Annotated in this window: 17 protein-coding genes; 10 read left to right on the forward strand and 7 right to left on the reverse strand. The window is 42.4% G+C overall.

From position 1 onward, the window contains the following. Nucleotides 1–8 precede the first annotated feature (8 nt). The gene (locus tag HMPREF9304_RS03270) at nucleotides 9–476 is read right to left on the reverse strand and encodes a nucleoside deaminase (RefSeq protein WP_036926462.1); all 468 of its coding nucleotides are present in this window, start codon (nucleotides 474–476) and stop codon (nucleotides 9–11) included. 171 nt (nucleotides 477–647) lie between these two features. On the opposite strand from HMPREF9304_RS03270, the gene HMPREF9304_RS03275 reads away from it, so the two are divergent. The 5 genes from HMPREF9304_RS03275 (at nucleotide 648) to HMPREF9304_RS03295 (ending at nucleotide 7,234) form a co-directional block, all read left to right on the forward strand. After that, nucleotides 648–4,079 carry a DEAD/DEAH box helicase gene (locus HMPREF9304_RS03275; protein ID WP_036926402.1) on the forward strand — a complete coding sequence of 1,144 codons (3,432 nt, stop codon included), beginning with the start codon at nucleotides 648–650 and terminating at the stop codon, nucleotides 4,077–4,079. Nucleotides 4,080–4,237: 158 nt separating this feature from the next. Next, the gene (locus HMPREF9304_RS03280) at nucleotides 4,238–4,810 is read left to right on the forward strand and encodes a porin family protein (protein WP_081953632.1); all 573 of its coding nucleotides are present in this window, start codon (nucleotides 4,238–4,240) and stop codon (nucleotides 4,808–4,810) included. A 946-nt stretch (nucleotides 4,811–5,756) separates the two neighbouring features. Beyond that, nucleotides 5,757–6,224, forward strand: a complete 468-nt coding sequence (gene greA / locus HMPREF9304_RS03285) for a transcription elongation factor GreA (protein ID WP_008123910.1) — start codon at nucleotides 5,757–5,759, stop codon at nucleotides 6,222–6,224. 12 nt (nucleotides 6,225–6,236) lie between these two features. Beyond that, on the forward strand, nucleotides 6,237–6,635 hold the full coding sequence (locus HMPREF9304_RS03290; RefSeq protein WP_036926406.1) for an HIT family protein: 399 nt from the start codon (nucleotides 6,237–6,239) through the stop codon (nucleotides 6,633–6,635). A gap of 59 nt (nucleotides 6,636–6,694) precedes the next feature. Next, nucleotides 6,695–7,234: an LOG family protein gene (locus tag HMPREF9304_RS03295; RefSeq protein ID WP_036926407.1), complete on the forward strand. Its 540-nt coding sequence runs from the start codon at nucleotides 6,695–6,697 to the stop codon at nucleotides 7,232–7,234. Between the two features lie 84 nt (nucleotides 7,235–7,318). Here the strand turns inward: HMPREF9304_RS03295 and HMPREF9304_RS03300 are convergent, their stop codons facing one another. Further along, nucleotides 7,319–7,786, reverse strand: coding sequence for a PH domain-containing protein (locus tag HMPREF9304_RS03300; protein ID WP_008123916.1), 468 nt, complete (start codon nucleotides 7,784–7,786; stop codon nucleotides 7,319–7,321). Between the two features lie 132 nt (nucleotides 7,787–7,918). Continuing rightward, nucleotides 7,919–10,114 (reverse strand): ribonuclease R, encoded by a 2,196-nt coding sequence (rnr, locus tag HMPREF9304_RS03305; RefSeq protein ID WP_036926408.1) that lies wholly within the window; start codon nucleotides 10,112–10,114, stop codon nucleotides 7,919–7,921. 137 nt (nucleotides 10,115–10,251) lie between these two features. Between rnr and HMPREF9304_RS03310 the strand changes: the two genes are divergently transcribed. The 4 genes from HMPREF9304_RS03310 to HMPREF9304_RS14630 all read left to right on the forward strand — a co-directional run bounded on the left by HMPREF9304_RS03310 (nucleotide 10,252) and on the right by HMPREF9304_RS14630 (nucleotide 14,455). Further along, nucleotides 10,252–11,247, forward strand: a complete 996-nt coding sequence (locus tag HMPREF9304_RS03310) for an NAD-dependent epimerase/dehydratase family protein (protein ID WP_036926410.1) — start codon at nucleotides 10,252–10,254, stop codon at nucleotides 11,245–11,247. Nucleotides 11,248–11,284: 37 nt separating this feature from the next. Continuing rightward, nucleotides 11,285–12,250 carry a phosphatase PAP2 family protein gene (locus tag HMPREF9304_RS03315; RefSeq protein WP_036926412.1) on the forward strand — a complete coding sequence of 322 codons (966 nt, stop codon included), beginning with the start codon at nucleotides 11,285–11,287 and terminating at the stop codon, nucleotides 12,248–12,250. 475 nt (nucleotides 12,251–12,725) lie between these two features. After that, complete coding sequence (gene miaB / locus HMPREF9304_RS03320; protein ID WP_036926414.1) at nucleotides 12,726–14,081, forward strand: tRNA (N6-isopentenyl adenosine(37)-C2)-methylthiotransferase MiaB; 1,356 nt, start codon at nucleotides 12,726–12,728, stop codon at nucleotides 14,079–14,081. Nucleotides 14,082–14,191: 110 nt separating this feature from the next. Next, entirely contained in the window at nucleotides 14,192–14,455 is a 264-nt protein-coding gene (locus tag HMPREF9304_RS14630) for a hypothetical protein (protein WP_036926416.1), read from the forward strand. 184 nt (nucleotides 14,456–14,639) lie between these two features. Here the strand turns inward: HMPREF9304_RS14630 and cysS are convergent, their stop codons facing one another. Both cysS and HMPREF9304_RS03335 read right to left on the reverse strand, forming a co-directional pair. Then, on the reverse strand, nucleotides 14,640–16,130 hold the full coding sequence (gene cysS, locus HMPREF9304_RS03330) for a cysteine--tRNA ligase (protein WP_036926417.1): 1,491 nt from the start codon (nucleotides 16,128–16,130) through the stop codon (nucleotides 14,640–14,642). 134 nt (nucleotides 16,131–16,264) lie between these two features. Next, the gene (locus HMPREF9304_RS03335; protein ID WP_036926419.1) at nucleotides 16,265–17,071 is read right to left on the reverse strand and encodes a Cof-type HAD-IIB family hydrolase; all 807 of its coding nucleotides are present in this window, start codon (nucleotides 17,069–17,071) and stop codon (nucleotides 16,265–16,267) included. 224 nt (nucleotides 17,072–17,295) lie between these two features. Here HMPREF9304_RS03335 and pncB point away from each other — a divergent pair, with 224 nt between their 5' ends. Beyond that, complete coding sequence (pncB, locus tag HMPREF9304_RS03340; RefSeq protein WP_036926421.1) at nucleotides 17,296–18,516, forward strand: nicotinate phosphoribosyltransferase; 1,221 nt, start codon at nucleotides 17,296–17,298, stop codon at nucleotides 18,514–18,516. A 259-nt stretch (nucleotides 18,517–18,775) separates the two neighbouring features. Here the strand turns inward: pncB and HMPREF9304_RS03345 are convergent, their stop codons facing one another. Together HMPREF9304_RS03345 and mgtA are read right to left on the reverse strand one after the other, a co-directional pair. After that, nucleotides 18,776–19,822 (reverse strand): porin, encoded by a 1,047-nt coding sequence (locus HMPREF9304_RS03345; protein ID WP_036926423.1) that lies wholly within the window; start codon nucleotides 19,820–19,822, stop codon nucleotides 18,776–18,778. Next, complete coding sequence (gene mgtA / locus HMPREF9304_RS03350) at nucleotides 19,819–22,461, reverse strand: magnesium-translocating P-type ATPase (protein ID WP_036926425.1); 2,643 nt, start codon at nucleotides 22,459–22,461, stop codon at nucleotides 19,819–19,821. The genes HMPREF9304_RS03345 and mgtA overlap by 4 nt, the downstream gene beginning before the upstream one ends. Nucleotides 22,462–22,590: the final 129 nt, after the last annotated feature.

Genomic DNA, 22,590 nt, shown 5'->3' on the forward strand with positions numbered 1-22,590 from the left:
ATAGGGCATCAATATTCGGTTTTGTCCAACTTCTCTGCCCAACTGTCAAAAGCCTTTCGAGCCTCATCGGGTAGTAAAACTTGCATTTGTTTGTGACGCTCAGCAGGATTCAAGGCAATCTCTTGATAAATAAAGTCATCATCAAAACCAATACGGGCGGCATCTTTTCGATTATTGGCGTAAAAGATACGGTCCAAATGTGCCCAGTAAATGGCACCCAAACACATGGGACAAGGTTCACATGAGGTGTAAATATCACATCCTGTCAAGTCGAATGTCCCCAATTTTTGCGTTGCTTTCCTTATCGCATTCACCTCTGCATGAGCCGTTGGGTCATGGTCTATCGTTACTGTGTTCGAGGCTTCTGCGACAATATCGCCCCCTTTTGCGATGACAGCACCAAAGGGTCCCCCACCCGATAACACACTCTCTTCGGACAAGGCTATCGCCCTGCGCATAATATCTTTTTGATTCATCATTGTTATATTGTAAGGATTGCAGCTATCCTGCACACAAATATAACCAAAAATGAAAGAATAATGCCAAGATGAAGTAGATATTTTTGGTTATCTTTGCACTCCATGCGAACGATGAACGCAAACGAAACACTATTTAACTTGCACACCATGGAGGTGAACTTTTGATGTATGAACAAGACAGATACCTATATCACAGCCAAAGAGCTTTATCAGCAAGTGGGGAAAATCATTGAAACGAATGAACACTCTCCTGCACTTGTCAATAAAATGATGCATGAAACCTTGGTCTTAACGTGTGCTGCTGGTTTACGAAACAGTACTTACAGCTTTGGCGACCTTCGTGCAAGGGTAGACCGTCTCTGCTCGCAATGGCAAATATCAGCCCAAGACACCCACGCCATTCATAGGATGCGGCGTCATTCGAACAGCAGTTCACGTTTATTGCCCGAGGATGTTTTGTACGATCTTCGTTCGCTTTGTGTATTTATCTCTGCGGTGTTTCGAGAAGCCATCCCCTCCTTTTTAGTGGAAAAATTACCCGCTCGTGGGCAGGAGTTACAGAAAGGATTGCGACTGGACAAACGCTATATCCGCTGCATTGTGAGACACTGGGACAACCAGTATATATGGGTACTGCCAGATGGTGATACGGACGAACAGCTCCTCCAAGTGGAATACGCAAGCAAACAACAGTTTGCAGATATGTCGTATCTTCAAGAAATCTTGCGAACTGGCATGCAACTCAATCTTTTGGATTGCCAGATAGAAGAGTATCTCATTACACCTCGTCTGATTGTTGTAGAACCCGATTGCCTCATTGATATTAGTTCTCTCGCTGCTTGTTTTACAGATTACGGTCATCACCCTGCCGTCTATACACTAAATCGCATGAGGGAGAAGCCAAATACGCAACATACCATTTTAGGAAACTTTGCGGGGTGCGCATTAGACAATATGGTTTTTGCACAGCAAGACCGTCCGTTTAGTTTGACGGAGACCTTGAAAGAGAACTATCAAGAAAAGGCTTTGGAGTACTGCACCTGCACCACACTCAACCCAACTCTGTTCAAGACCGATGCTGCCAAGCAAGCGCAGAATATGCAACAGATTGTCACGGAACTCTTCAAGACCTATCAGCGCAGCCATGCTATATTGGAACCGTCATTTGTTTGTGAGACCTTAGGCATTCAGGGACGTGTAGACTTGATGACAACAGACTTCCGATTGTTAGTAGAACAGAAGTCGGGAAAGAATATGAACTTAGAATACAACCGCCGCAACGCACATGGTACGCAGCACGTTGAATCGCATTATGTTCAGGCGTTACTATATGCTGGTGTGCTGAAATACAATTTTCAACTGTCCAACAGTGCAACCCAGATTTTTTTGTTGTATTCTAAATATCCACTCCCTGCTGGTTTGCTTTCTGTTGCCAGATTGGACATGTTGCTCCAAGAGACCATCAAGCTCCGCAATCTTATTGTGGCTACCGACATAAACAATGCTGTCAGCGGCTTTGGCGACATGCTAAACCAGTTGAATGCACAGACGCTGAACACCGCAAAAAACGACACATTCTTCTACAATCGCTACCTGTTGCCTCAGGTAAAAGCCATTACGCAACCACTGCAGGAGATGTATTCGCTTGAAAAAGCGTATTTCTGTAGAATGATGACATTTGTCTTGAAAGAACAACTCATTTCGAAAGCGGGGTCTACCGATGGCAATGGGCGCAGCAATGCCGACTTGTGGAGCATGCCTCTGAGTGAAAAAAGAGAAATGGGGAACATCTACACTGGGCTACACATCACCAAGAAAACACGGACAGGACAACGAGGTTTTGATGAAATCACGCTCTCTGTACCCGACCAAGGTGCAGAGTTCTTGCCCAACTTTAGACGTGGAGACATGGTATATCTCTATGGTTATCATCCCGATGCCGTACCCGATGTACGTCAAAGCATCCTATTTAAGGGCTTTATGAAAGACATCAAAACCCATGAAATCGTGATCCATCTTGCCGATGCACAACAAAATGAAGATATCCTCTTTGTTCATCGTGACGAGAACACACATCCTCATCGTACGCCTTTGGTGTATGCGGTGGAACATAGTGCCTCCGACGCCAGTGGTAGTTCTGCTTTTCAAGCCTTGCACACGCTGATGACAACGCATAAAGATAGACGCAATTTGCTGCTTGGTCAACGCAAGCCACAGGCTGACAAAACAAGAACGCTGACGAAAAGTTATCACCCTGATTATGACAGTGTGTTGCTTCAGGCGAAACAGGCATGCGACTATTTCTTATTAGTTGGACCTCCTGGCACGGGTAAGACATCCATGGCACTGCGCTATATGGTGGAAGAAGAGTTAGCCTGTTCAGGTACTAACTTGCTACTAATGGCGTACACGAATAGAGCGGTTGATGAAATTTGCAGTATGTTGACAAGTGCTGACCTTGATTATTTGCGTTTGGGCAACGAATTTAGCTGTGAGCCACGCTTCACATCTCATCTTTTGGGACAAGCCATTAAACACTATACAAAGCTCACCGACCTGCAAAGACGACTTGAACATACACGCATCATTGTCAGCACCACCTCAATGATGATGCACAAACCCTTCATCTTTGCCTTGAAGCATTTTAGCTTAGCCATCATTGATGAAGCCAGTCAGATACTCGAACCCAACCTCATCGGTATCTTGGCGCATCATTGTTCTACTGCAAATGCCACAACATCGAACGAGGGGAACAAACCCAGCATCGACAAATTTATTCTCATTGGCGATTATAAACAATTACCTGCCGTTGTTCAACAAAGTGAAGAGGAGTCAAAGGTAGACGTCCCTGAACTACTTTCCATCGGACTTTCCAACTGTCGCAACTCGCTTTTTGAACGTCTCATACATTGGGAAGAGCAACAAGGGCGAACCGACTTCACGGGCATACTGCACAAACAGGGAAGAATGCATCCTGAACTTTCGGCTTTCCCCAACCGCATGTTTTACTTCAAAGAGCAGCTACAACCCGTACCACTCCCTCACCAATTGGCGGTTGATATTGGTTACTTGGGCAAGCCTAAGGATGAGACAGACCAACAACTGGTACAGCATCGGCTGCTCTACTATGCCTCTAAAAAGAATGAAACCATGGGGAAATCGGACAAAGTGAATATCGACGAAGCGCAGAAAGTGGCAGATTTGCTGAACCGCATCTATACATTGACACAAAAAAACTTTGACCCTTTACGCACTGTGGGCGTTATTGTGCCGTATCGTAACCAGATTGCAATGATACGACAGGAGATAGAGAAGACGGGCAACACGGCACTGAAAGACGTGTGCATCGACACCGTAGAGCGATATCAAGGCAGCCAACGAGACATCATCATCTATTCGTTCACTGTCCAGCACCGATATCAATTAGATTTTCTCACGTCCAATAGTTTTTATGAGGACGACAAACTGATTGACAGGAAGTTGAATGTAGCGATAACGCGCGCACGCAAACAGCTTATCATTTTAGGCAATCAGCCCATTTTATCTGCCAATCCTTTGTTCAAAGCTCTTTTAGAGCAGATCCCTCATCATTTGCGTTAATAAATTTGTAATAATATTTTTTTACCATAAAAGACAAGGGCTAATGCTTGCCTATCGCATATTTAAGCCTATATTTGCCAGCGAACAATTACAAAGGAAATGTAAATTATTATTCTAATATAATTAGGTAAAGTATTTAATTGTAAAAAAGATTGAAGATGAAAAAAATGATTTTAATGGCAGTAGTACTGCTATCGTCTGTAGGTGCTTTTGCACAAAATGAAGTAGGTTCACTGTCTTTGAAACCTCAAGTAGGTGTAACGGGTGCTACCATGACCGAGTTTGATAACACCAAGATGAAGGTTGGATTTGTTGCAGGTGCAGAATTAGAGTATCAGCTTACTGACATTGTAAGCCTTTCTGCAGGTGCTATGTATGCACAGCAAGGTGTAAAGTTCAATGACGGCATTAAATTAAATTTCCTTGGTAAAGAATTTGAGAAGAAAGATACTAAGCTGGATTTAGGCTACATCAATGTTCCTGTGATGGCTAACGTATATGTTGTACCAGGATTGGCTGTAAAATTAGGTGTTCAACCTGCATTCTTAGTGGGCAAGAACGACTATAATAACAAAACGTTTGACTTCTCTATGCCTGTAGGTGTTTCATACGAGTTTGCCAATGTCTTCATTGACGGACGTTACAACTGGGGTATTACCAAAGCATGGGAGAACGGAAAAGCAAAAAACAGTGTATTCCAAGTAACATTGGGTTACAAGTTCGGTTTGTAAGTCGAACTCCTTTCAGCAAAAGGAAAACTTATCAAGCAACCAGAAATGGTTGCTTTTTTTGTGGTCTCGCTTTCATCAACAGTATTCGAGGTGTTATACCAGCATGCGTGAAAGAGCGGGTGAACAGAAAAAAGTCACAGCATCGGCAAGTCGTAAAACTGTGAATTATCTTGACAAATCGCGTTTTTTATTTTTTTGATTTTAGAAAGAAAACCAGTCCGAAAGTGCATCTTTCCAACCAATTTTTGCCATGTTTTTGAGTTAAAACAACTCATTAACGCACCTAAAAGCACTCTTTTGGATGGAAATCTACATGGAGTTGTTGCCTTGAAGTAATGACTTAATCACCCTATCTCAATGCTTTAAGCAATGTAAAGAGCACGCGAATTTAACAAACACCTGTGTATCAACACTTTATATTTTTAGCGTATTTGAGACCAACTAACTGTTTGATTCTAAATATTCAAATTTTGGAGCCTTAAAATACGAAATATTTTAACAAACAAGAGAAATTTGATTACGTTTCCAAGGATAGTAAACAAATGGGCTTTCTATCAGTATCGTCAATAACGTATGGGCATAAAAAAAGGACTCCGCTGAGTCCCAATCTTTGTTAACCTTAAATCTAATACTATGAAAAACACGATGCAAAGATAAAGGATTGCTATAATATTATCAACTGTTTACGCAAACAAATACCAAAAAGTATTGTTTTCTTGATATAAATCAATCATTATGACTTTTTTATTGCATTTCAAAGCTGTTTCGATGTATAATAATTAATGTGAAAATACTTGTTAATTGAAAAAGAATCGCTATCTTTGCAAAAAGAAATAAATATAAGAAATCTGAGGAAAGAGAATTCCGACACATAAGTTGATTGTCGGAATTCTTTGTTTTATATTCCTCACGGAAAACAATTAATAACAAAAATACTTATAACGTTATGGCTTACATGTCGCAAGAAGGCTACGACAATCTTGTAGCCGAGCTTAATAGGCTCGAGTCTATCGAGCGCCCAAAGGCATCAGCTGCCATTGCAGAGGCGCGTGATAAGGGAGACTTAAGTGAGAATTCTGAATACGATGCTGCTAAAGAAGCACAAGCTCACCTTGAAGATAAGATTAACAAAATGAAGCTGACCATTGCAGAAGCAAAGATAGTAGACGTCTCTCGGTTGAGTGCTAACATGGTTCAGATTCTGTCAAAGGTAGAGATGACCAATCTAAAAACCAAATCTAAAATGACTTACACCATTGTAAGTGAAAGCGAAGCGGATTTGAAAGCAGGGAAAATCTCTATCAAGACTCCTATTGCACAAGGATTATTAAACAAGAAGGTGGGTGATGAAGTTGAAATAAAGATTCCAGCTGGCACCATTCATCTACGTATTGACAACATTTCTATTGAATAAATTTGATGACTTATGGATATATTTTCAAAAATTGCTGCTGGTGAAATTCCAAGCTATAAATGTGCAGAAGATGCTCAATTTTATGCATTTTTAGACATCAATCCCTTGAAAGAAGGGCATACATTAGTCATTCCACGTCGTGAAGTTGATTATATTTTTGACATGGAAGATGAGGAGTTAGCTGCTTTCCAAGTGTTTGCGAAAAAGGTAGCTAAGGCTATTAAGAGTGCTTATCCATGCAAGAAAGTGGCTCAAGTCGTTTTAGGTTTGGAGGTGCCGCATGCGCATATCCACCTCATCCCTATGGATAATGAGGGCGATGTTGATTTCCATAAAAAGGGAATCATCTTTTCTGAAGAAGAATTCACTACTATTGCGGAACGTATCCACAGTGAATTTATGAAATTGTAAAAACACCAAGAGACCATAAGGAAATTCCTTTCAGCATCTCATCTACAACAAAAGACAATATGAAAATTGCAGTTTTCTGTTCCGCCAACGACCACATTGACCCTGTTTACTTTGAAAGAACGCAAGAGTTAGGCAACTGGATGGCTGAAGAGCACCACGACTTGGTGTTTGGCGGATGCAACTTAGGACTCATGGATTGTATTGCCAAGGCAGTACACCAAAGAGGTGGCAGAACAATTGGGGTCATTCCGTCCATCATTGAAAAGAATGGAAAGGTGTCAGATGCCGTCGACATAGAAATTCCCTGCGACAACTTAAGTGACAGAAAAGAGCTGATGCTTGCGCAAAGTGACATTTCAATAGCACTTCCTGGCGGTGTTGGCACCCTTGACGAGATATTCTCTATCGTTTCTGCACATTCTATTGGCTACCACCATCACGTTGTTATCTTATATAACATCAATGGATTTTGGGATTCGCTCATTGCCCTACTGGATGATTTGACACAAAAAGGAATGATTAGAGGCGACTATCACCAACAAATAAAGATAGCACACTCCCTTGATGAAATAGCACATTTCATCAACGAGAGCGCATAAAGAAACGTATATCCACAAAGATTTTCTTTCTCTTTCCTATCATCGGCAGACAGAACCAACATCTTCTATCTGCCGATGAAAGATTTATTCAAACGACTTTAATGAGTCTATCATTTGATTGATAGCACTACTAAACGCAATTGGATTCTTGATGTATTCAAAGTAGTTGGTGGCTTCTCCCGTGGTTACTATTACTGTTCCATAGTCAAAGATGCGTCCCAAGACACTCTGTCTTATCTGTACACCTTCACATTTGCGCAACAAGAGTTCAAGTGAGTCACGCTGCACCAACCCCTTTTTGGCAATAATTCTACGGTTAGTGAGTACATATTGACGGCCTCCGTACATCTTTATGCACTTCAGAACACTGATCAGAATCAGGATAAGACTTGCTGACAACTGAATTTTGAAGAGTGTTCCGTCGGTAGGAAACACCATGATAACGATTCCGAAAACAGCCCAAGACAATGCTCCCCAATAGAGAGAAGAGTGCAACTGCGGAATGTAAACAACCTGTTCACCTTCCATTAAATGTTTATCTATATACTTCATGTTATCTCACTGAAATTACTGCCGCTTTATTATCATGAGCTGACTGTCGGTGTGGTAAACATTCACCTACTCGAAAGCTATTTTCATCCCCCACTGTTGACGGCAAGTAGCCCTACTTTTATTGATGAACAACTATTTTACAATCGTGAAATCGAGTTGCCGTTTCTCAAGGTTAGCCTGTGCAACCTTAATGCGAATGGCATCTCCCAACTGATATTTATGATGATGTCTACGTCCTACTAATAGATAATTCTTTTCATCAAAATCATAATAGTCATCATCCAAATCGCGTATGGGCACTAACCCTTCGCAGTGATTTTCATCAATTTCACAATAGATACCATAATTCTGAATGCCACTGATGTGTGCATCAAACACTTCGCCGAGATGCTCTCCCATAAATTCTACCATTTTATATTTGATAGAATCACGCTCTGCATTGGCAGCAATTTGTTCCATCTCCGAACTATGCTCACACAGTTCTTCGTAATATTCCTTGTTGGCACTCCGTCCACCTTGCGCATATCGGGTTAACAACCGATGCACCATCATGTCTGGATAACGACGAATTGGAGACGTAAAATGGGTATAATAAGGGAAAGCCAACCCAAAGTGTCCTATGTTATGAATGGTGTATTTTGCCTTCATCATCGCCCTTAATGCCACCGTCTGTACCAACTTCTGCTCGTCTTTACCCTCTACAGCGTCCATAAGTTTATTGAGACTGCGTGCCATCTCGCCTTTTGTACCTTCTGTTTTCACCTTATAGCCGAATTTAACAACAAAGTCTTTTAGGTTTTCAAGCTTCTGTGGGTCTGGCACATCATGCACACGATAAGGCAATGTCTTTGATTTCTTGCCTTTCTTTACCTTTCCCACGCTCTCTGCCACCGTGCGATTCGCTAACAACATAAACTCCTCAATCAGCTTGTTGGCATCCTTCGAGCGCTTAAAATAACATCTGATGGGCTTTCCTGTCTCGTCTATATCAAAGTGAAGTTCTTCACTATCAAACTTCACTGCATCATTCTTAAATCTTGCCTCACGCAACTTCTTTGCCAATTTATCGAGCATGATAAGCTCTTCGGCATTTTCTCCTACATATTTACCATTGCGTGGTTGGGGAGCAGACTGCCCTGTTCCATCCTTAACTCCATTCTCTTCAAGAAGTTGTTGCACCTCTTCGTAGGCATAGCGATGATTACTTTTTATGACGGTATGCACTATCCGAGTGTTTGCTACCACACCTTGCTCATCCATATTCACGATGACACTATAACAAAGTTTCTCCTCATTGGGTCGAAGCGAACAGATATAGTTACACAATCGTTCTGGGAGCATTGGAATAGTACGGTCGACCAAATAGACTGAAGTGGCACGCTTTTGTGCTTCCCTATCGATGATAGAGCCTTCTTTCACATAATGTGTGACGTCTGCGATATGAATGCCGACCTCCCACATGCCTCTACTTAACTTCCGTATAGACAGTGCATCATCAAAATCCTTGGCATCTTTGGGGTCTATGGTACAGGTAAAGACGTCTCGAAAGTCCTCCCGAGTCTGCAATTCTGCTTGAGATATGTCGCCTGAAATCTTATCAGCAGCCTGCTCTACAGCTTTAGGATACTTATAAGGCAAGCCATATTGCGCTAAGATTGTATTCATCTCAGCATCGTTGTCACCAGTATCACCCAAGATGTCCACTACTTGTCCCACAATGTTCTTATGCTCTGGATCGGGCCATTTGGTTACTTTCACCACCACTTTCTCATTATTTTTTCCTCCCTTGAGCTTACTCTTTGGAATCAAAATGTCGTGTACAAACAAATTTTCTTGCGTGACAAGATAAGCAATATCCTTCTCTACGCGCAATTTCCCAACGAACTGATCGCGTGCTCGCGATAATATTTCAATGACTTGTGCTTCTCTGATGTGCCTTTCCCGACGTGCTAAGAGCGAGACTTTTACACGGTCACCGTTCAAAGCAGACATAGAATTACGTTCTGGGACAAAGATGGGCTTATCACTTTCGTCTGGGATAAACGAATTCTTACCATTCCCTTTGCGGCGAAAAACACCTTCCAAAATCTGCCCCATCTCGTTGAGACGATAAGAGTTGTCAGACACTTTGGTCAAAAAGTCATCCCACGCCATCTCTTCCATGATGTCAATAGCCAACATTTTCAAAGGATGTGTGTCTAATCTCAACGAGCGAAAGATGTCCTTCAAACCAAAGGTTTTCCCCGGCTGTGTAGAGAAGAAGCCTTCCAGTTTTTCACTTAACTGTTTCTTTGACATTCGTTTTCCACCTTTTTTTCCTTTTCCCATAACGTTTTGTGTTTTATAATGATAATTGCAAATTAACAAAAAAGAATTGATAACGCACCGTTTTGTATCGAATATTTTGCATTAAATTTGGGTTTCGAAGATATTTCTGTAACTTTGCACCTTAATTATATTTATTGATGAATATTCTTATTACGGGTGCAAGTGGTTTTGTTGGCAGTTTTATTGTTAGCGAAGCCTTACAACGAGGTATGGAGGTATGGGCGGCTGTGAGGCCTTCTTCTTCACGTGAATACCTCCAAGACAAGCGTATCCATTTTCTTACACTCGACCTATCATCTACCGAAACATTGGTCAAACAACTCAAAGATTATGCGTTTGACTATGTGGTACATGCCGCAGGAATTACGAAGAGCGTGCATGCAGAAGATTTTTTCAAGGTAAACACCGAAGGGACAAAACACCTTGTTGATGCCCTCCTCCAACTTCGCATGCCCATGAAACGGTTCATCTACCTCAGTTCATTAGGCGTATTTGGTGCCATCAAGGACACGATGCCCTATCATGAAATCAACGAAGACGATGTTCCAAAGCCCAATACCCACTACGGCAAAAGCAAATTAGCAGCCGAACAGTATCTTGACCGCATTGGAAACGATTTCCCATACGTCATTCTACGGCCTACAGGCATTTATGGTCCACGCGAAAAAGATTATTATTTGGTCGCCAAAAGCATCAAAAATCACATAGATTTTTCAGTAGGCTTTCAACGTCAAGACCTCACTTTCGTTTACGTTCTTGATGTGGTTCAAGCCGTTTTTTTAGCTTTGGACAGAGGTATGAATGGTCGTAAATACTTCATTACAGATGGGAAAGTGTACCAATCTAATGCGTTCAACGACCTTATCAGAAAGGAATTGGGCAATCCATGGTGTCTACACCTACATGCACCGATATGGTTATTGCGCCTCATTGCCAATCTTTGTGAATACTTGGGAAAATACACAGGCAAGGCAACGACGCTGAACAAAGACAAATATAACATCATACGCCAACGCAACTGGCGCTGTAACATAGAACCAACCATGGACGAATTGGGGTATCACCCACATTATCCACTGTCCGATGGTGTGCCTCAAACGATTAAATGGTATCGGGAAAATCAATGGTTATAGCCCCCTTTTCCTGCTTATCTTAAAGAACTGAATCAAAATGAACTATTTCATTTCTGACTTTTTCACACGAGAAAAGAAACCCGTACGTGGACTGTTACCCATAGAGTGGGCTATGTTTCTTTACATGGGATTTACGTTTCTCATGATTTTGTTGACTTATACCAAGTTGGTGAACCCACAGTCAATGCTCATAGGGCGTGTCCAAATTGCCATTATTACCATGGCTTTATGGGGAGTCTACCGCTTATTGCCCTGTCGGTTCATCAAGGTGATACGCTCCTTCGTACAAATGGGGTTGTTAGTGTGGTGGTATCCCGACACCTACGAGCTTAACAGAGTACTTCCAAACCTTGATCATCTCTTCGCCACTTGGGAGCAACAACTCTTCGGGATGCAACCTGCACTGGCTTTTGCGCAACACTGCTCCTCGCCCATCATCAGCGAATTGATGGATATGGGTTATGCTTCGTACTACCCCATGGTAGCAGCTGTGCCTCTTTTCTACTTGTGTTTTCACCGAAAAGAGTTCCAGCGAAGTGCCTTTGTCCTCACTGCCTCGTTCTTTCTCTTTTATGCCATTTATGTATTACTGCCCGTTGTCGGTCCTACCTTTTATTTCAAAGCCATCGGACTTGAACAAGCAGCAAAAGGAGTCTTCCCTCCGATGTACGATTATTTCAACTTTCACCAAGACTGTTTGCCCAGTCCGGGATACCACGAGGGCTTCTTTTATCATCTTGTAGAGGATGCCAAAGCCGCTGGCGAGCGTCCCACAGCCGCCTTTCCCAGTTCACACGTAGGCATTTCTACCATCTGTCTCCTGCTCATAGGACATACCAAAAATAGGATGTTGCTCTACATCATGCTTCCTTTTTACCTCTTTTTGTGTATGGCGACCGTGTACATTCAGGCACATTATGCCATTGATGCCGTTGCAGGTCTCATCACAGGAGTGATGTTTTACTATTTTTTAATGTATATCAGTCGGAACATGAAGGGGTAACTCTACATGCACTTTTGTCCTAAAAAATGACTGAAATTTAACACTTCTACACTCCTCATTCTACACAAAAAAATGGGCTATTTGATGTAAAATAAGGAGTCATTTTTCCTGTTTTTATGAACAAAATCTGCTAAAACATGCACTTAATGGCGCTATCTCGTGTTTATAACACTACTGAAAACACCATCTAACGGTGTTACCTCCATGAGTTAATGGGCTTAAAGCATTGCTTTAGGTGGCACGAGAAACCGACGAAACAACTAACTTACTGATTATCAAGCAAGAACAAACTTCTCCAATACTCGCATATTCAGCACCACTTCCCCACTTGCTGACAAATACGCGAATTATGGAGAGGCACTTGTAAAGATAATTCAGCATGAATTTCTTTAGAAATCATAGTAGAGAAGTACCAAATACTGAATACAACCATATCAAAATTATTTTGTACCTTTGTACCCTAATGACAAAGACAATGAAAAAACTCTTTATAGAGACGTATGGATGCCAAATGAATGTGGCTGACAGTGAGGTTGTAGCATCGGTTATGCAAATGGCTGGCTACGAACTTTGCGAACAAGAAGAAGAGGCTGACGCTATCTTCTTAAATACATGTAGTGTCCGCGAGAACGCTGAGAACAAAATATACAACCGCTTAGATGCCTTGCATGCAGAACGCAAGAAAGGTAGAAATCTCATTTTAGGTGTGTTAGGCTGTATGGCAGAGCGTGTGAAGGACGACTTGTTGAACAATCACCATACCGACTTGGTGTGCGGTCCTGACTCGTATCTGAACTTGCCCGACATGATGGCGCAAGCCGAGACAGGCAACAAGGCTATTGATATTGAGCTTTCAAAAACAGAGACCTACAAGGATGTAGTGCCTCAACGCCTGATGATAGGCAAAGTGAGTGGCTTTGTGAGCATTATGCGTGGTTGCAATAACTTTTGTCATTATTGCATCGTTCCTTACACGCGCGGCAGAGAACGGTCGAGAGATGTCGAGAGCATCCTGCGTGAGGTGCGTGATTTGCGCGACAAGCATTACAAGGAAATCACACTCTTAGGACAAAACGTGAACTCATATTGCTTCACTATTCCCGAACGACAGTTGGACAATGGAGAGACTATCGCTGCCCACACCATTGACTTTCCGCAACTGTTGCGCCGTGTCGCCCATGAAGTACCCGATATTCGTATCCGTTTTACCTCATCGCATCCCAAGGACATGAGCGACGACACCCTGCACGTCATTGCCGAAGAGCCCAATGTATGCAAGCATATCCACCTACCAGTACAAAGTGGCAGCAACAAGATTCTAAAGCTGATGAACCGCAAATACACAGTGGAATGGTATATGGATCGCATTCGCGCCATACAACGTATCATTCCCGATTGCGGCATTTCTACCGATATATTTGTAGGTTATCATGGTGAGACAGAAGAAGACCACCAACTATCGCTCCAATTGATGCGCACCGTGGGTTATGACTCTGCCTTCATGTTCAAGTATTCTGAACGACCAGGCACCTACGCCTCGAAACATTTGCCCGACAATGTACCCGAGGAGGAGAAGATTCGACGCCTCAATGAGATGATACATCTACAAACCGAACTGAGTGCTATCTCTAATAAAAAGGATGAAGGCAAAGAGTTTGAGGTGTTAGTAGAGGGATTTAGCAAGCGTAGCAGAGAGCAACTCTGTGGCAGAACAGAGCAAAACAAGATGGTGGTGTTTGACAAAGGCAAACATCACATCGGCGAAACGGTACGTGTGCGCATCATGAGAAGTACCTCGGCAACCCTGTTTGGAGAAGAGGTTAAAAACTAAACTGCTAATCGATAAATTTTTATTGTTTATTTGAAAAAAAACCGCAGATACTTTGCCATTATTCTTTATTTTTCTATATTTGCATATCATATTAACTTTTAAACGTTATTATGAAAAGAAATTTATATGCTATGAAAAGAAAAATACTTACAATATTAGAAGTTATTTTAATTTCTCTTTGTTCTTTTCTTTTTTATCTTATAGTTTCACTCTTGCTTGATTACCTATTAGGTTATGAGACTCCATTTGAACACACCCTTACCTATTCTACGGGATTTGCAATAGTAATGACTTTCATCAGCGCATATAAAAAAGCTAAATATGGTTATTACATTAAACACCGCTACAAAAAAAATAAAACACTCCATAAGTAGTTCTGTGGTAGGAATATTCTATAAATTCGTAATTATTTAATTGTTTGTCAGTGTAATATATTATTTTACCTTTACTTAGGGAATTGCATGCAGCTAATTAACTAAGCAAAACTATAACAGATAAATCGGCATCACACGCTACATGAGGTGTCATGCCGATTTTTTTAAGTTGCCCAACAACAAACTATCTATTCAATTTCCACGTTACACCATCCTTCGTATCTTTCACTTCGAAGCCATTAGCAGCCAAGGCATCACGTATTTGGTCGCTGGTAGCCCAATCTTTAGCCTGCTTAGCCTTTGCCCTTAACTCAAGCACCATGTCTACCACCTTTCCGTATGCTGCTTCACGAGCATCGTTGTCGTTGCCCTGCTCATTTTTAAGTCCTAATAAGTCGAAAGCAAACAAGTGCATCACTTCTTTCAATTCGTCTAAGTCTTTTTGATCAATGCTGCCTGTGTGGTCGAGCAAAGTGTTGATGATGTGGCACGCCTCGAACAACTTACTAATGACAACTGGTGTTTGCAAATCATCATTCATGGCGTCATAGCATTGTTGGCGCAATTCGGCAACAAACTTATGTGTAGCCTCATCCGATGTTGCCGATGCTTGCAAACGTTCCAAATCGTGTACACCATTCATCAAACGCTCTAAACCTTTTTGACTTGCTTGTAATGCCTCGTTGGAAAAATCTACCGTTCCACGGTAGTGAGCCGATAGGATGAAGAACCGAATTGTCATGGGTGAATAGGGCTGTTCCAAACTATTATGCTCGCCTGTAAAGAACTGTTCGAGCGTGATGAAATTGCCCAAGCTCTTTCCCATCTTCTTCCCATTGATAGTAATCATGTTATTGTGCATCCAATAGCGCACCATCTGGTCGCCTTGACTGGCTACAGCTTGCGCTATCTCACATTCGTGATGTGGGAAGACAAGGTCCATTCCCCCACCATGAATATCGAAATGATTACCCAAATATTTACGTCCCATGGCAGTACACTCACAGTGCCAGCCGGGGAAACCATCGCTCCAAGGACTGGGCCAACGCATGATATGTTCGGGCATGGCACGCTTCCAAAGGGCAAAGTCAACTTGGTTGCGCTTCTCGCCTACACCGTCCAACTCACGACTGTTATTGATGACATCGTCCAAGTTTCGCCCAGAAAGAATGCCATAGTGATGATCTTTGTTATATTTCTCAATATCAAAATACACCGAACCGTTGCTCTCGTAAGCATAACCATTGGCAAGAATCTGCTTTACCAGTTCCTCTTGCTCTATGATGTGACCTGTGGCATGTGGCTCAATGCTTGGAGGCAGCACGTTTAGGGCTTCCATAGCAGCATGGTAACGATTGGTATAATGCTGCGCTATCTCCATGGGTTCCAACTGTTCCAAGCGAGCTTTCTTCTCAATCTTGTCGTCACCTTCGTCGGCATCGTGTTCCAAATGCCCCACATCAGTAATATTACGGACGTAGCGCACCTTATACCCAAGATGCTTGAGATAACGGAAAAGGATGTCAAAAGTAATCGACGGGCGGGCATGTCCCAAGTGCGGATCGCCATAAACAGTAGGGCCACACACATACATACCAACGTTGGGGGCATGCAAAGGCTCAAAGAGTTCCTTCTTACGTGTCAGGGTATTATAAACAAAAAGTTTCTGTTCCATAAGTCTATCAACATAGTTAGCTGTTGCAAAGATACAGCTTTTAGACAAAAGAACGATAGGATTTGAACATAAGAGTGAAAAGAATTCTATTTTTCTCTCAAAGAAAAACCATGAGAGAAAAAGAAGAAGTACTGCTACAGAGCATCTTTGGTAATTATGCCGTAATGGATGAGTGCCTCTCGAACTCCATGCTCGTCTACAGAAGTAGTGATGTAATCGGCAGTCTGCTTTAATTCAGGTACGGCATTTCCCATAGCTACCCCTATTCCAGCCTGCTGAATGATAGTAATGTCGTTGCCTCCATCGCCAAAAGCCATCGTCTCATTGAGCGAAAGTCCCAAATAGTTGACCATCGCTTGCAAGCCCTGCCCCTTATCAGCAGAAAGGGAGGTGATGTCGGTAAAAGCGGGATGCCAACGTCCCGACTGACAAGTGGGAAGCTTGCTCATCAGGTCTGTTTCTTGCTGTTGCGTAATAAAAGGACTCAATTGTAAAATAGGCTCTTGTAATACCACATCCTGTGATACCGCTTTATCTATGCCCTGAACCTTAAGAAGCTCTAAGAAAACTTGGTTGAACGTTTCATCTTGCTGAAACACACATAAATGTTTGGTTCCCACCAAGACACAGCAAAACTGCTGTTCTATAGCCTGCGAAATGACAAAGTCAACGCTCTCTCGTGGGATGGCGTGCTGGCAAACATCGTGATTTCCGACAAAACAGTAAGCGCCATTGGTGGTGATGTAGCCGTCTATCAAATGTTGAATGGAGCCAAGAACCGTGATTAACGACAACGGTCTGCCTGTAGAAATATACACTTGTACACCGTTAGCCTTCGCCTCCTCTAATGCCTGTACCGTGGAGTCAGGTATTTGGTGGGTTTGAAAACTAACCAGTGTGCCATCAATATCAAAAAACAACGCTTTTATTTTATGATTCATACGCAGATTTCTTTTCCTTGGTTCAAAATGAATATTGCTCCTTTACCCTAAGCAGTGATGCCTATTATTGTCTTTTTACAAAGGTACGACTATTAAAAAGGGGAATAAAAAATATTTCGTTAAGATTCAATAATCAATCCCTTAAGGTGATAATTGTCAAGAAAATATGTATCTTTGCGTTTGCTACAATGCCGAAAACCGAAGAATAGACATTTCCTAAGAATATGAAACAAATTATCAGTCATCTTACAGACAACGACGCCTATACTTTTAGTTGCCAATATTATATCTTACAAAAATATCCTCGTGCAGAGGTAGAATACAACTTCTTTGACCGCAACGACACCATTTATCCAGAAGGATTTGCAGGGTTGGTGGAAGAACAATTAGGCTATATGCCACAAGTCATGATAACGCAGGAGGAGATTTCGTTCATGAAACGTAGGATGTACTACCTTCCCGAATGGTATTTTACGTTTCTTCGTGGCTATCGATTTAATCCTCATGAAGTAACGGTAACGCAAGATGAAGCAGGACATTTGCAAATTACAGTGCGCGGAAAGTGGTACTCAGCCATTATGTGGGAAATGCCTATCTTGGCTACCATATCCGAGTTGATGCACTATCTACGTGGTGATTTTGAGAGATACGACTTAGAAACGGAACGAAAAAGAGCCATAGAAAAGACAAGAGAGATATTGAAGAATGGTATTGTCTTAGGGGATATGGGTACTCGTCGCAGGTTCTCATTCGACCATCACGACATGGTAGTGAAAGTAATGAAAGAGACTTACGAACAAGGGGGCTACCAAGACGAGGCTGGATACCACAAATGGACGGGAAAGTTGACAGGAACAAGCAATGTGTATTTGGCAATGAAGCACGATTTGACGCCTATCGGAACCATGAGTCATCAACTGATACAATTTGAAGAAAACATCAGTGGTGTCTTTGAATGCAACTTTAATGTCATGAAAAAATTTAGTGATGTCTACGATGGCGATAATGGTATTTATCTTTACGACTGCTTTGGCGATAAAGTTTTCTTCAATAACCTATCCAAACGCATGGCTATGATGTTTACAGGACTACGTGTAGATAGCGGTGATGAGCAAGAACAGACAGAGAAAATTATTGAGAAATACAAGAGCTTGGGTATCAATCCTAAAACCAAGCAAGTGGTGTATAGCAATGGACTCGACATCAAGAAGGCAATCAAAATACACGAATATGTCAATGGACGCATACAAGACAGTTATGGTATGGGAACTTTCTTAACCTGTGATGTGGAGAATGCGGAACCAATGAATATTGTTGTGAAACTTACAAAGAGCCGAATTACAGAAAAACGCGAATGGCACGACTGCGTGAAACTGTCGTGCGATAGTGGAAAAGTAATTGGTAATGCTGATAAATGTGCCTATTTGTTAAAGCTCATTCACTAAATGCCGTGAGTAGAATTAGTTTTTAGGGGGGATGCTTGAATCTAAACAAAGGTAAGGAGTTCTGATAAAGCCCATCAATCAATACTTAGTTAATTAAAATAACCGCTTGATAATGAAGAGCTAATTAACTTAATATAGCTAATATAATTTGATTAAGTGGCTAATTTCCAGTTTTTTTTAAGAAAGCCAAACATTGAGTATATGACATCAGAACCACTCAACCAATATATGGAAAGTTGCGTAGCCATTATCTCAAATTTTAACGAACTATTGATAATTGACAATATATCCGAAACATTGCAACCGCAAAGTCGCCTTGGTCGTTTTTAATGTATTGCAACACTGGCTGCACACTCGCAGACTTGCTTATCTGTTTTTGACACGTAAGCTCTATCGACCCTTCCTCTCCCTGCTTGAAATGAGCATACTGTAAGGATATTCCAGCGTTCATCTTCCTTTTGTTATATACGCATCCTATTTCGGCATACCGATGACAGCCCGCGTTGACGTCGGTGTTCTCTGAATATTGAGCCATGAGGTTAAGACTTCCGTCATGATAGGTTCCAACATTCTGTTCGGCATATATCCACCAAACCGCGCTCGCCTTTTGGCGACACTCAGCCATACTTCCATACTTCATATTGGCGACGCGCAAGACAGAGTGATAAGCTGCACCCACGAAATAGGACGAGTGATGAATGCTGTACTTGAACTCTGCCACGTCAAAAACGCCGTCATTTTTAGGATTGAGCGTAAACGGCAGATTGTCGCGCGTCCATCCATTATATCCTCTTCCGTTGTATAAAGCATTCCTAAACCTATACGCTCCCTTATGAGCCTCAAAAAAGAGCGTAAGCCCACTCATAGGATAGTTGGCGATGGGATAGCTTGCGGACAGTGTGGGAAAGATTCCACACGAGCTGTTTGTGAAAAGAGATGTACAGGCAGAGGTAAAGAAATCCTCGTTCACATTTCGCACGCCAGCAAACAGTTTGTAATGTTCCCATTCTTTAGTGTACCCCAACAGTGCGATGGCCGCCAAACAATTTTCTTCTTCTATGTTAGAAAACGTTTGATAATCATTGACAATGTTTCCATGCGCTCTCACTATATGAATAGTTGCAAGACCGAAGGATGAATGCCGCCCCATGGGTATGCTTGCCTGCAGCCTGAGCAAACTTACAAGATTGCACTTTCCGCTCTTTGCGCATTGCCACTCGGTAGTATATTGCCCTAACACCTTTTGCGCAAGTCCCATGTAATGAACGGCGCAGCCCATCACAAACAACAACACCCTTGCTTTCATAACCACCTTTTGTATTTGCGTATATATAAGACCTTGACACCTTGTGTAAGCAAACAATAACAGAACAAAATAGCCAACAGCCAGGGAAAATAATTCCAAGGCAACGGCGTGAAACCTATCGAAGCCCCCAAGTTGGTGAAAGGCATACAGATGCCAAGAACCATGATGGTGAAAGTCATGAAGAGTACTGGCCACGATGCAGTGCTTTGCACAAAAGGAATTTTGCGTGTGCGTATCATGTGAACAATGAGTGTTTGCGAAAGCAGACCTTCCACGAACCAGCCAGATTGAAACAAAGATGCCATATCCATACGATTGCAATCAAACATCCACCACATAAGGGCATAGGTCGCGATGTCGAACACAGAGCTGATTGGACCTATCAGTATCATGAAATGACTGAGGTCTGAAGAATCCCATACTCTTGGTTTGCTCAAATAGTCTTTGTCCATACGATCAAAAGGAATGGTAGTCTGAGAAATGTCGTACAGCAAATTTTGTATCAGCAGATGTATCGGCAACATGGGCAAGAAGGGGAGGAAAGCACTCGCCACCATGACACTGAACATATTGCCAAAGTTAGAACTGGCTGTCATCTTGACGTATTTGATGATGTTTCCGAAAGTTTTTCTTCCCTCTACCACTCCATCCTCAAGAACCATCAAATCTTTCTCAAGTAAGATGATGTCGGCACTTTCTTTTGCTATGTCAACAGCCGAGTCTACCGAAATGCCTACATCCGACTCTCTCAACGCTGCGGCATCATTGATGCCATCGCCAAGGAATCCTACCGTATTGTTTTGTTTCTGCAAAATTTGTATGATTTCTACTTTCTGCATGGGTGTAAGTTTAGCGAAGAGCGTACCCCTCTGCACGGCTGCGCTTTTCTCCTCGTCAGTCATTTCTCTCAACTCGCCTCCCGTGTACATAATGGTAGAATCGATACCTACTTGTCTCGAGATAGTTCTTACCACCGCGTCATTATCTCCAGACAGCACCTTTATTTCTATCCCATGCGAATGAAGTTCGTAAATGGCTTGTGCGGCAGACTCCTTTGGCGGATCAAGAAAAGCAAGGTATCCAATGAGAACCATCTCGCACTCGTCTTCAACCTCAAAGTTATTTTCCTTATCCAAAAAGGTCTTACGAGCCAACGCTAACACACGCATGCCTTTGTTGTTCATGTCTTCCACTATCCGCATGGCTCGTTGCTTTAGGCTGTCAGTGAGTGGCTTCACCTCTCCATCCGTTTCCGCATACGAGCAGATGGAAAGCATCTCCTCCACGGCACCCTTGGTGATGATTTGCCGTTTTCCTTTATTATCCTCTACCACGACCGACATCCGCCTGCGCACGAAGTCGAACGGTATCTCGTCCACTTTGTGATAATTGTCGCTCAGCGATTCAAGCTGCAACTCTTTTACATGTGAGAGGATGGCACAATCCATGAGATTCTTAAGACCTGTCTGGAAATAACTGTTGAAATATGCGTGCCGCAAAATTCTGTTGTTCACATCCTCCGTTCCATCGGCGTTTATATGTTGTTCCAACACGATATGGTCTTGCGTCAGCGTGCCAGTCTTGTCAGTGCAAAGCACATTCATGGCGCCAAAGTTCTGAATGGCGTTCAAATCTTTGACAATCGTCTTTTTGCGAGACATCTTTAGCGCCCCTTTGGCTAGGTTGGTGCTCACTATCATGGGTAACATCTCTGGCGTAAGTCCTACCGCGACCGAGATGGCAAAGATGAAAGCTTGCAGCCAGTCGCCCTTTGTGACACCATTAACCAAAAACACGAAAGGCACCATAAAGAGCATGAAACGTATGAGCAACATACTCACTTTCGTGATACCTCTGTCAAAAGCTGTTGTTGCCCTATGCTTTACAACGTTCTTTGCAATAGTCCCTATATAGGTATCGTTTCCAGTCGCGAACACGATACCCTTGGCAGAACCGCTCAGCACGTTAGAGCCCATGTAGCAAATATCCCCAAGTTCTATCTCGCTTCCAGAATGATTATTTTCTTCTTGTATGGAGCAAAACTTTTCCACAGCATCTGATTCGCCCGTCAACGTAGATTGACTTACAAACAAATCTTTAGCCTCGACAATACGCATGTCCGCCGGTATCATGTCGCCCGCCGCCAACATCACGACATCGCCTGGCACCAAGTCTTCTATGGCAATCTCACCAGTGTCATTCAACCGCTGCACGTAACAAGTGTTGGTGACCAGCTTTTGAAGTGCCTCACTCGATTGGTTGGCCTTCCATTCTTGCCAAAAGCGCAAGATGGCGCTCAGCACAATCATGGTTGAGACGATAATGATGGATGTCCAGTCCTGCTTGCCATGTGGCGCCGTGAGTACGTCCAGCACGAACGATATGGCTATCAGTACCGTAAGTACGCCTACAAAGGGGTTGATAAAAGCCTTGACGAAAGTGACGAGAGGATTCTTTTTCTGTTCATGTATCACCTCGTTCTTTCCATATACAGACTGCCGTTTCTCCGCTTCTTCCTGTCGCAATCCATGTGTCGTGGTGTTAAGATAATGGAACACGGCATCTACTGGCTGCTGTGCAACCTGAAACACCTTAGCCGCATTGAAAGAAACGTGAACACGTTTTGTTCTCTTCCACATATTATTAACGTTTTAGTGGGTTTATACTCCGTTCACTCATTTGCAATGCAAAAGTAGTCTTACTTTTACACATGGGGTATTAGAGAACTATTAGAAAAAAATTAAAATTTACTTAGAAGGTGGTTCTAT

Origin of the sequence: Hoylesella timonensis S9-PR14, from assembly GCF_000762405.1 — a bacterium.
Classification (GTDB): Bacteria; Bacteroidota; Bacteroidia; order Bacteroidales; family Bacteroidaceae; genus Prevotella; species Prevotella timonensis_A.

Bases quoted from the DNA above. Each gene is read 5' to 3' on its own strand.
- HMPREF9304_RS03270 (WP_036926462.1), bottom strand. From the start codon at position 476: ATGAATCAAAAAGATATTATGCGCAGGGCGATAGCCTTGTCCGAAGAG.
- HMPREF9304_RS03275 (WP_036926402.1), top strand. From the start codon at position 648: ATGAACAAGACAGATACCTATATCACAGCCAAAGAGCTTTATCAGCAA.
- HMPREF9304_RS03280 (WP_081953632.1), top strand. From the start codon at position 4,238: ATGAAAAAAATGATTTTAATGGCAGTAGTACTGCTATCGTCTGTAGGT.
- greA (WP_008123910.1), top strand. From the start codon at position 5,757: ATGGCTTACATGTCGCAAGAAGGCTACGACAATCTTGTAGCCGAGCTT.
- HMPREF9304_RS03290 (WP_036926406.1), top strand. From the start codon at position 6,237: ATGGATATATTTTCAAAAATTGCTGCTGGTGAAATTCCAAGCTATAAA.
- HMPREF9304_RS03295 (WP_036926407.1), top strand. From the start codon at position 6,695: ATGAAAATTGCAGTTTTCTGTTCCGCCAACGACCACATTGACCCTGTT.
- HMPREF9304_RS03300 (WP_008123916.1), bottom strand. From the start codon at position 7,786: ATGAAGTATATAGATAAACATTTAATGGAAGGTGAACAGGTTGTTTAC.
- rnr (WP_036926408.1), bottom strand. From the start codon at position 10,114: ATGGGAAAAGGAAAAAAAGGTGGAAAACGAATGTCAAAGAAACAGTTA.
- HMPREF9304_RS03310 (WP_036926410.1), top strand. From the start codon at position 10,252: ATGAATATTCTTATTACGGGTGCAAGTGGTTTTGTTGGCAGTTTTATT.
- HMPREF9304_RS03315 (WP_036926412.1), top strand. From the start codon at position 11,285: ATGAACTATTTCATTTCTGACTTTTTCACACGAGAAAAGAAACCCGTA.
- miaB (WP_036926414.1), top strand. From the start codon at position 12,726: ATGAAAAAACTCTTTATAGAGACGTATGGATGCCAAATGAATGTGGCT.
- HMPREF9304_RS14630 (WP_036926416.1), top strand. From the start codon at position 14,192: ATGAAAAGAAATTTATATGCTATGAAAAGAAAAATACTTACAATATTA.
- cysS (WP_036926417.1), bottom strand. From the start codon at position 16,130: ATGGAACAGAAACTTTTTGTTTATAATACCCTGACACGTAAGAAGGAA.
- HMPREF9304_RS03335 (WP_036926419.1), bottom strand. From the start codon at position 17,071: ATGAATCATAAAATAAAAGCGTTGTTTTTTGATATTGATGGCACACTG.
- pncB (WP_036926421.1), top strand. From the start codon at position 17,296: ATGAAACAAATTATCAGTCATCTTACAGACAACGACGCCTATACTTTT.
- HMPREF9304_RS03345 (WP_036926423.1), bottom strand. From the start codon at position 19,822: ATGAAAGCAAGGGTGTTGTTGTTTGTGATGGGCTGCGCCGTTCATTAC.
- mgtA (WP_036926425.1), bottom strand. From the start codon at position 22,461: ATGTGGAAGAGAACAAAACGTGTTCACGTTTCTTTCAATGCGGCTAAG.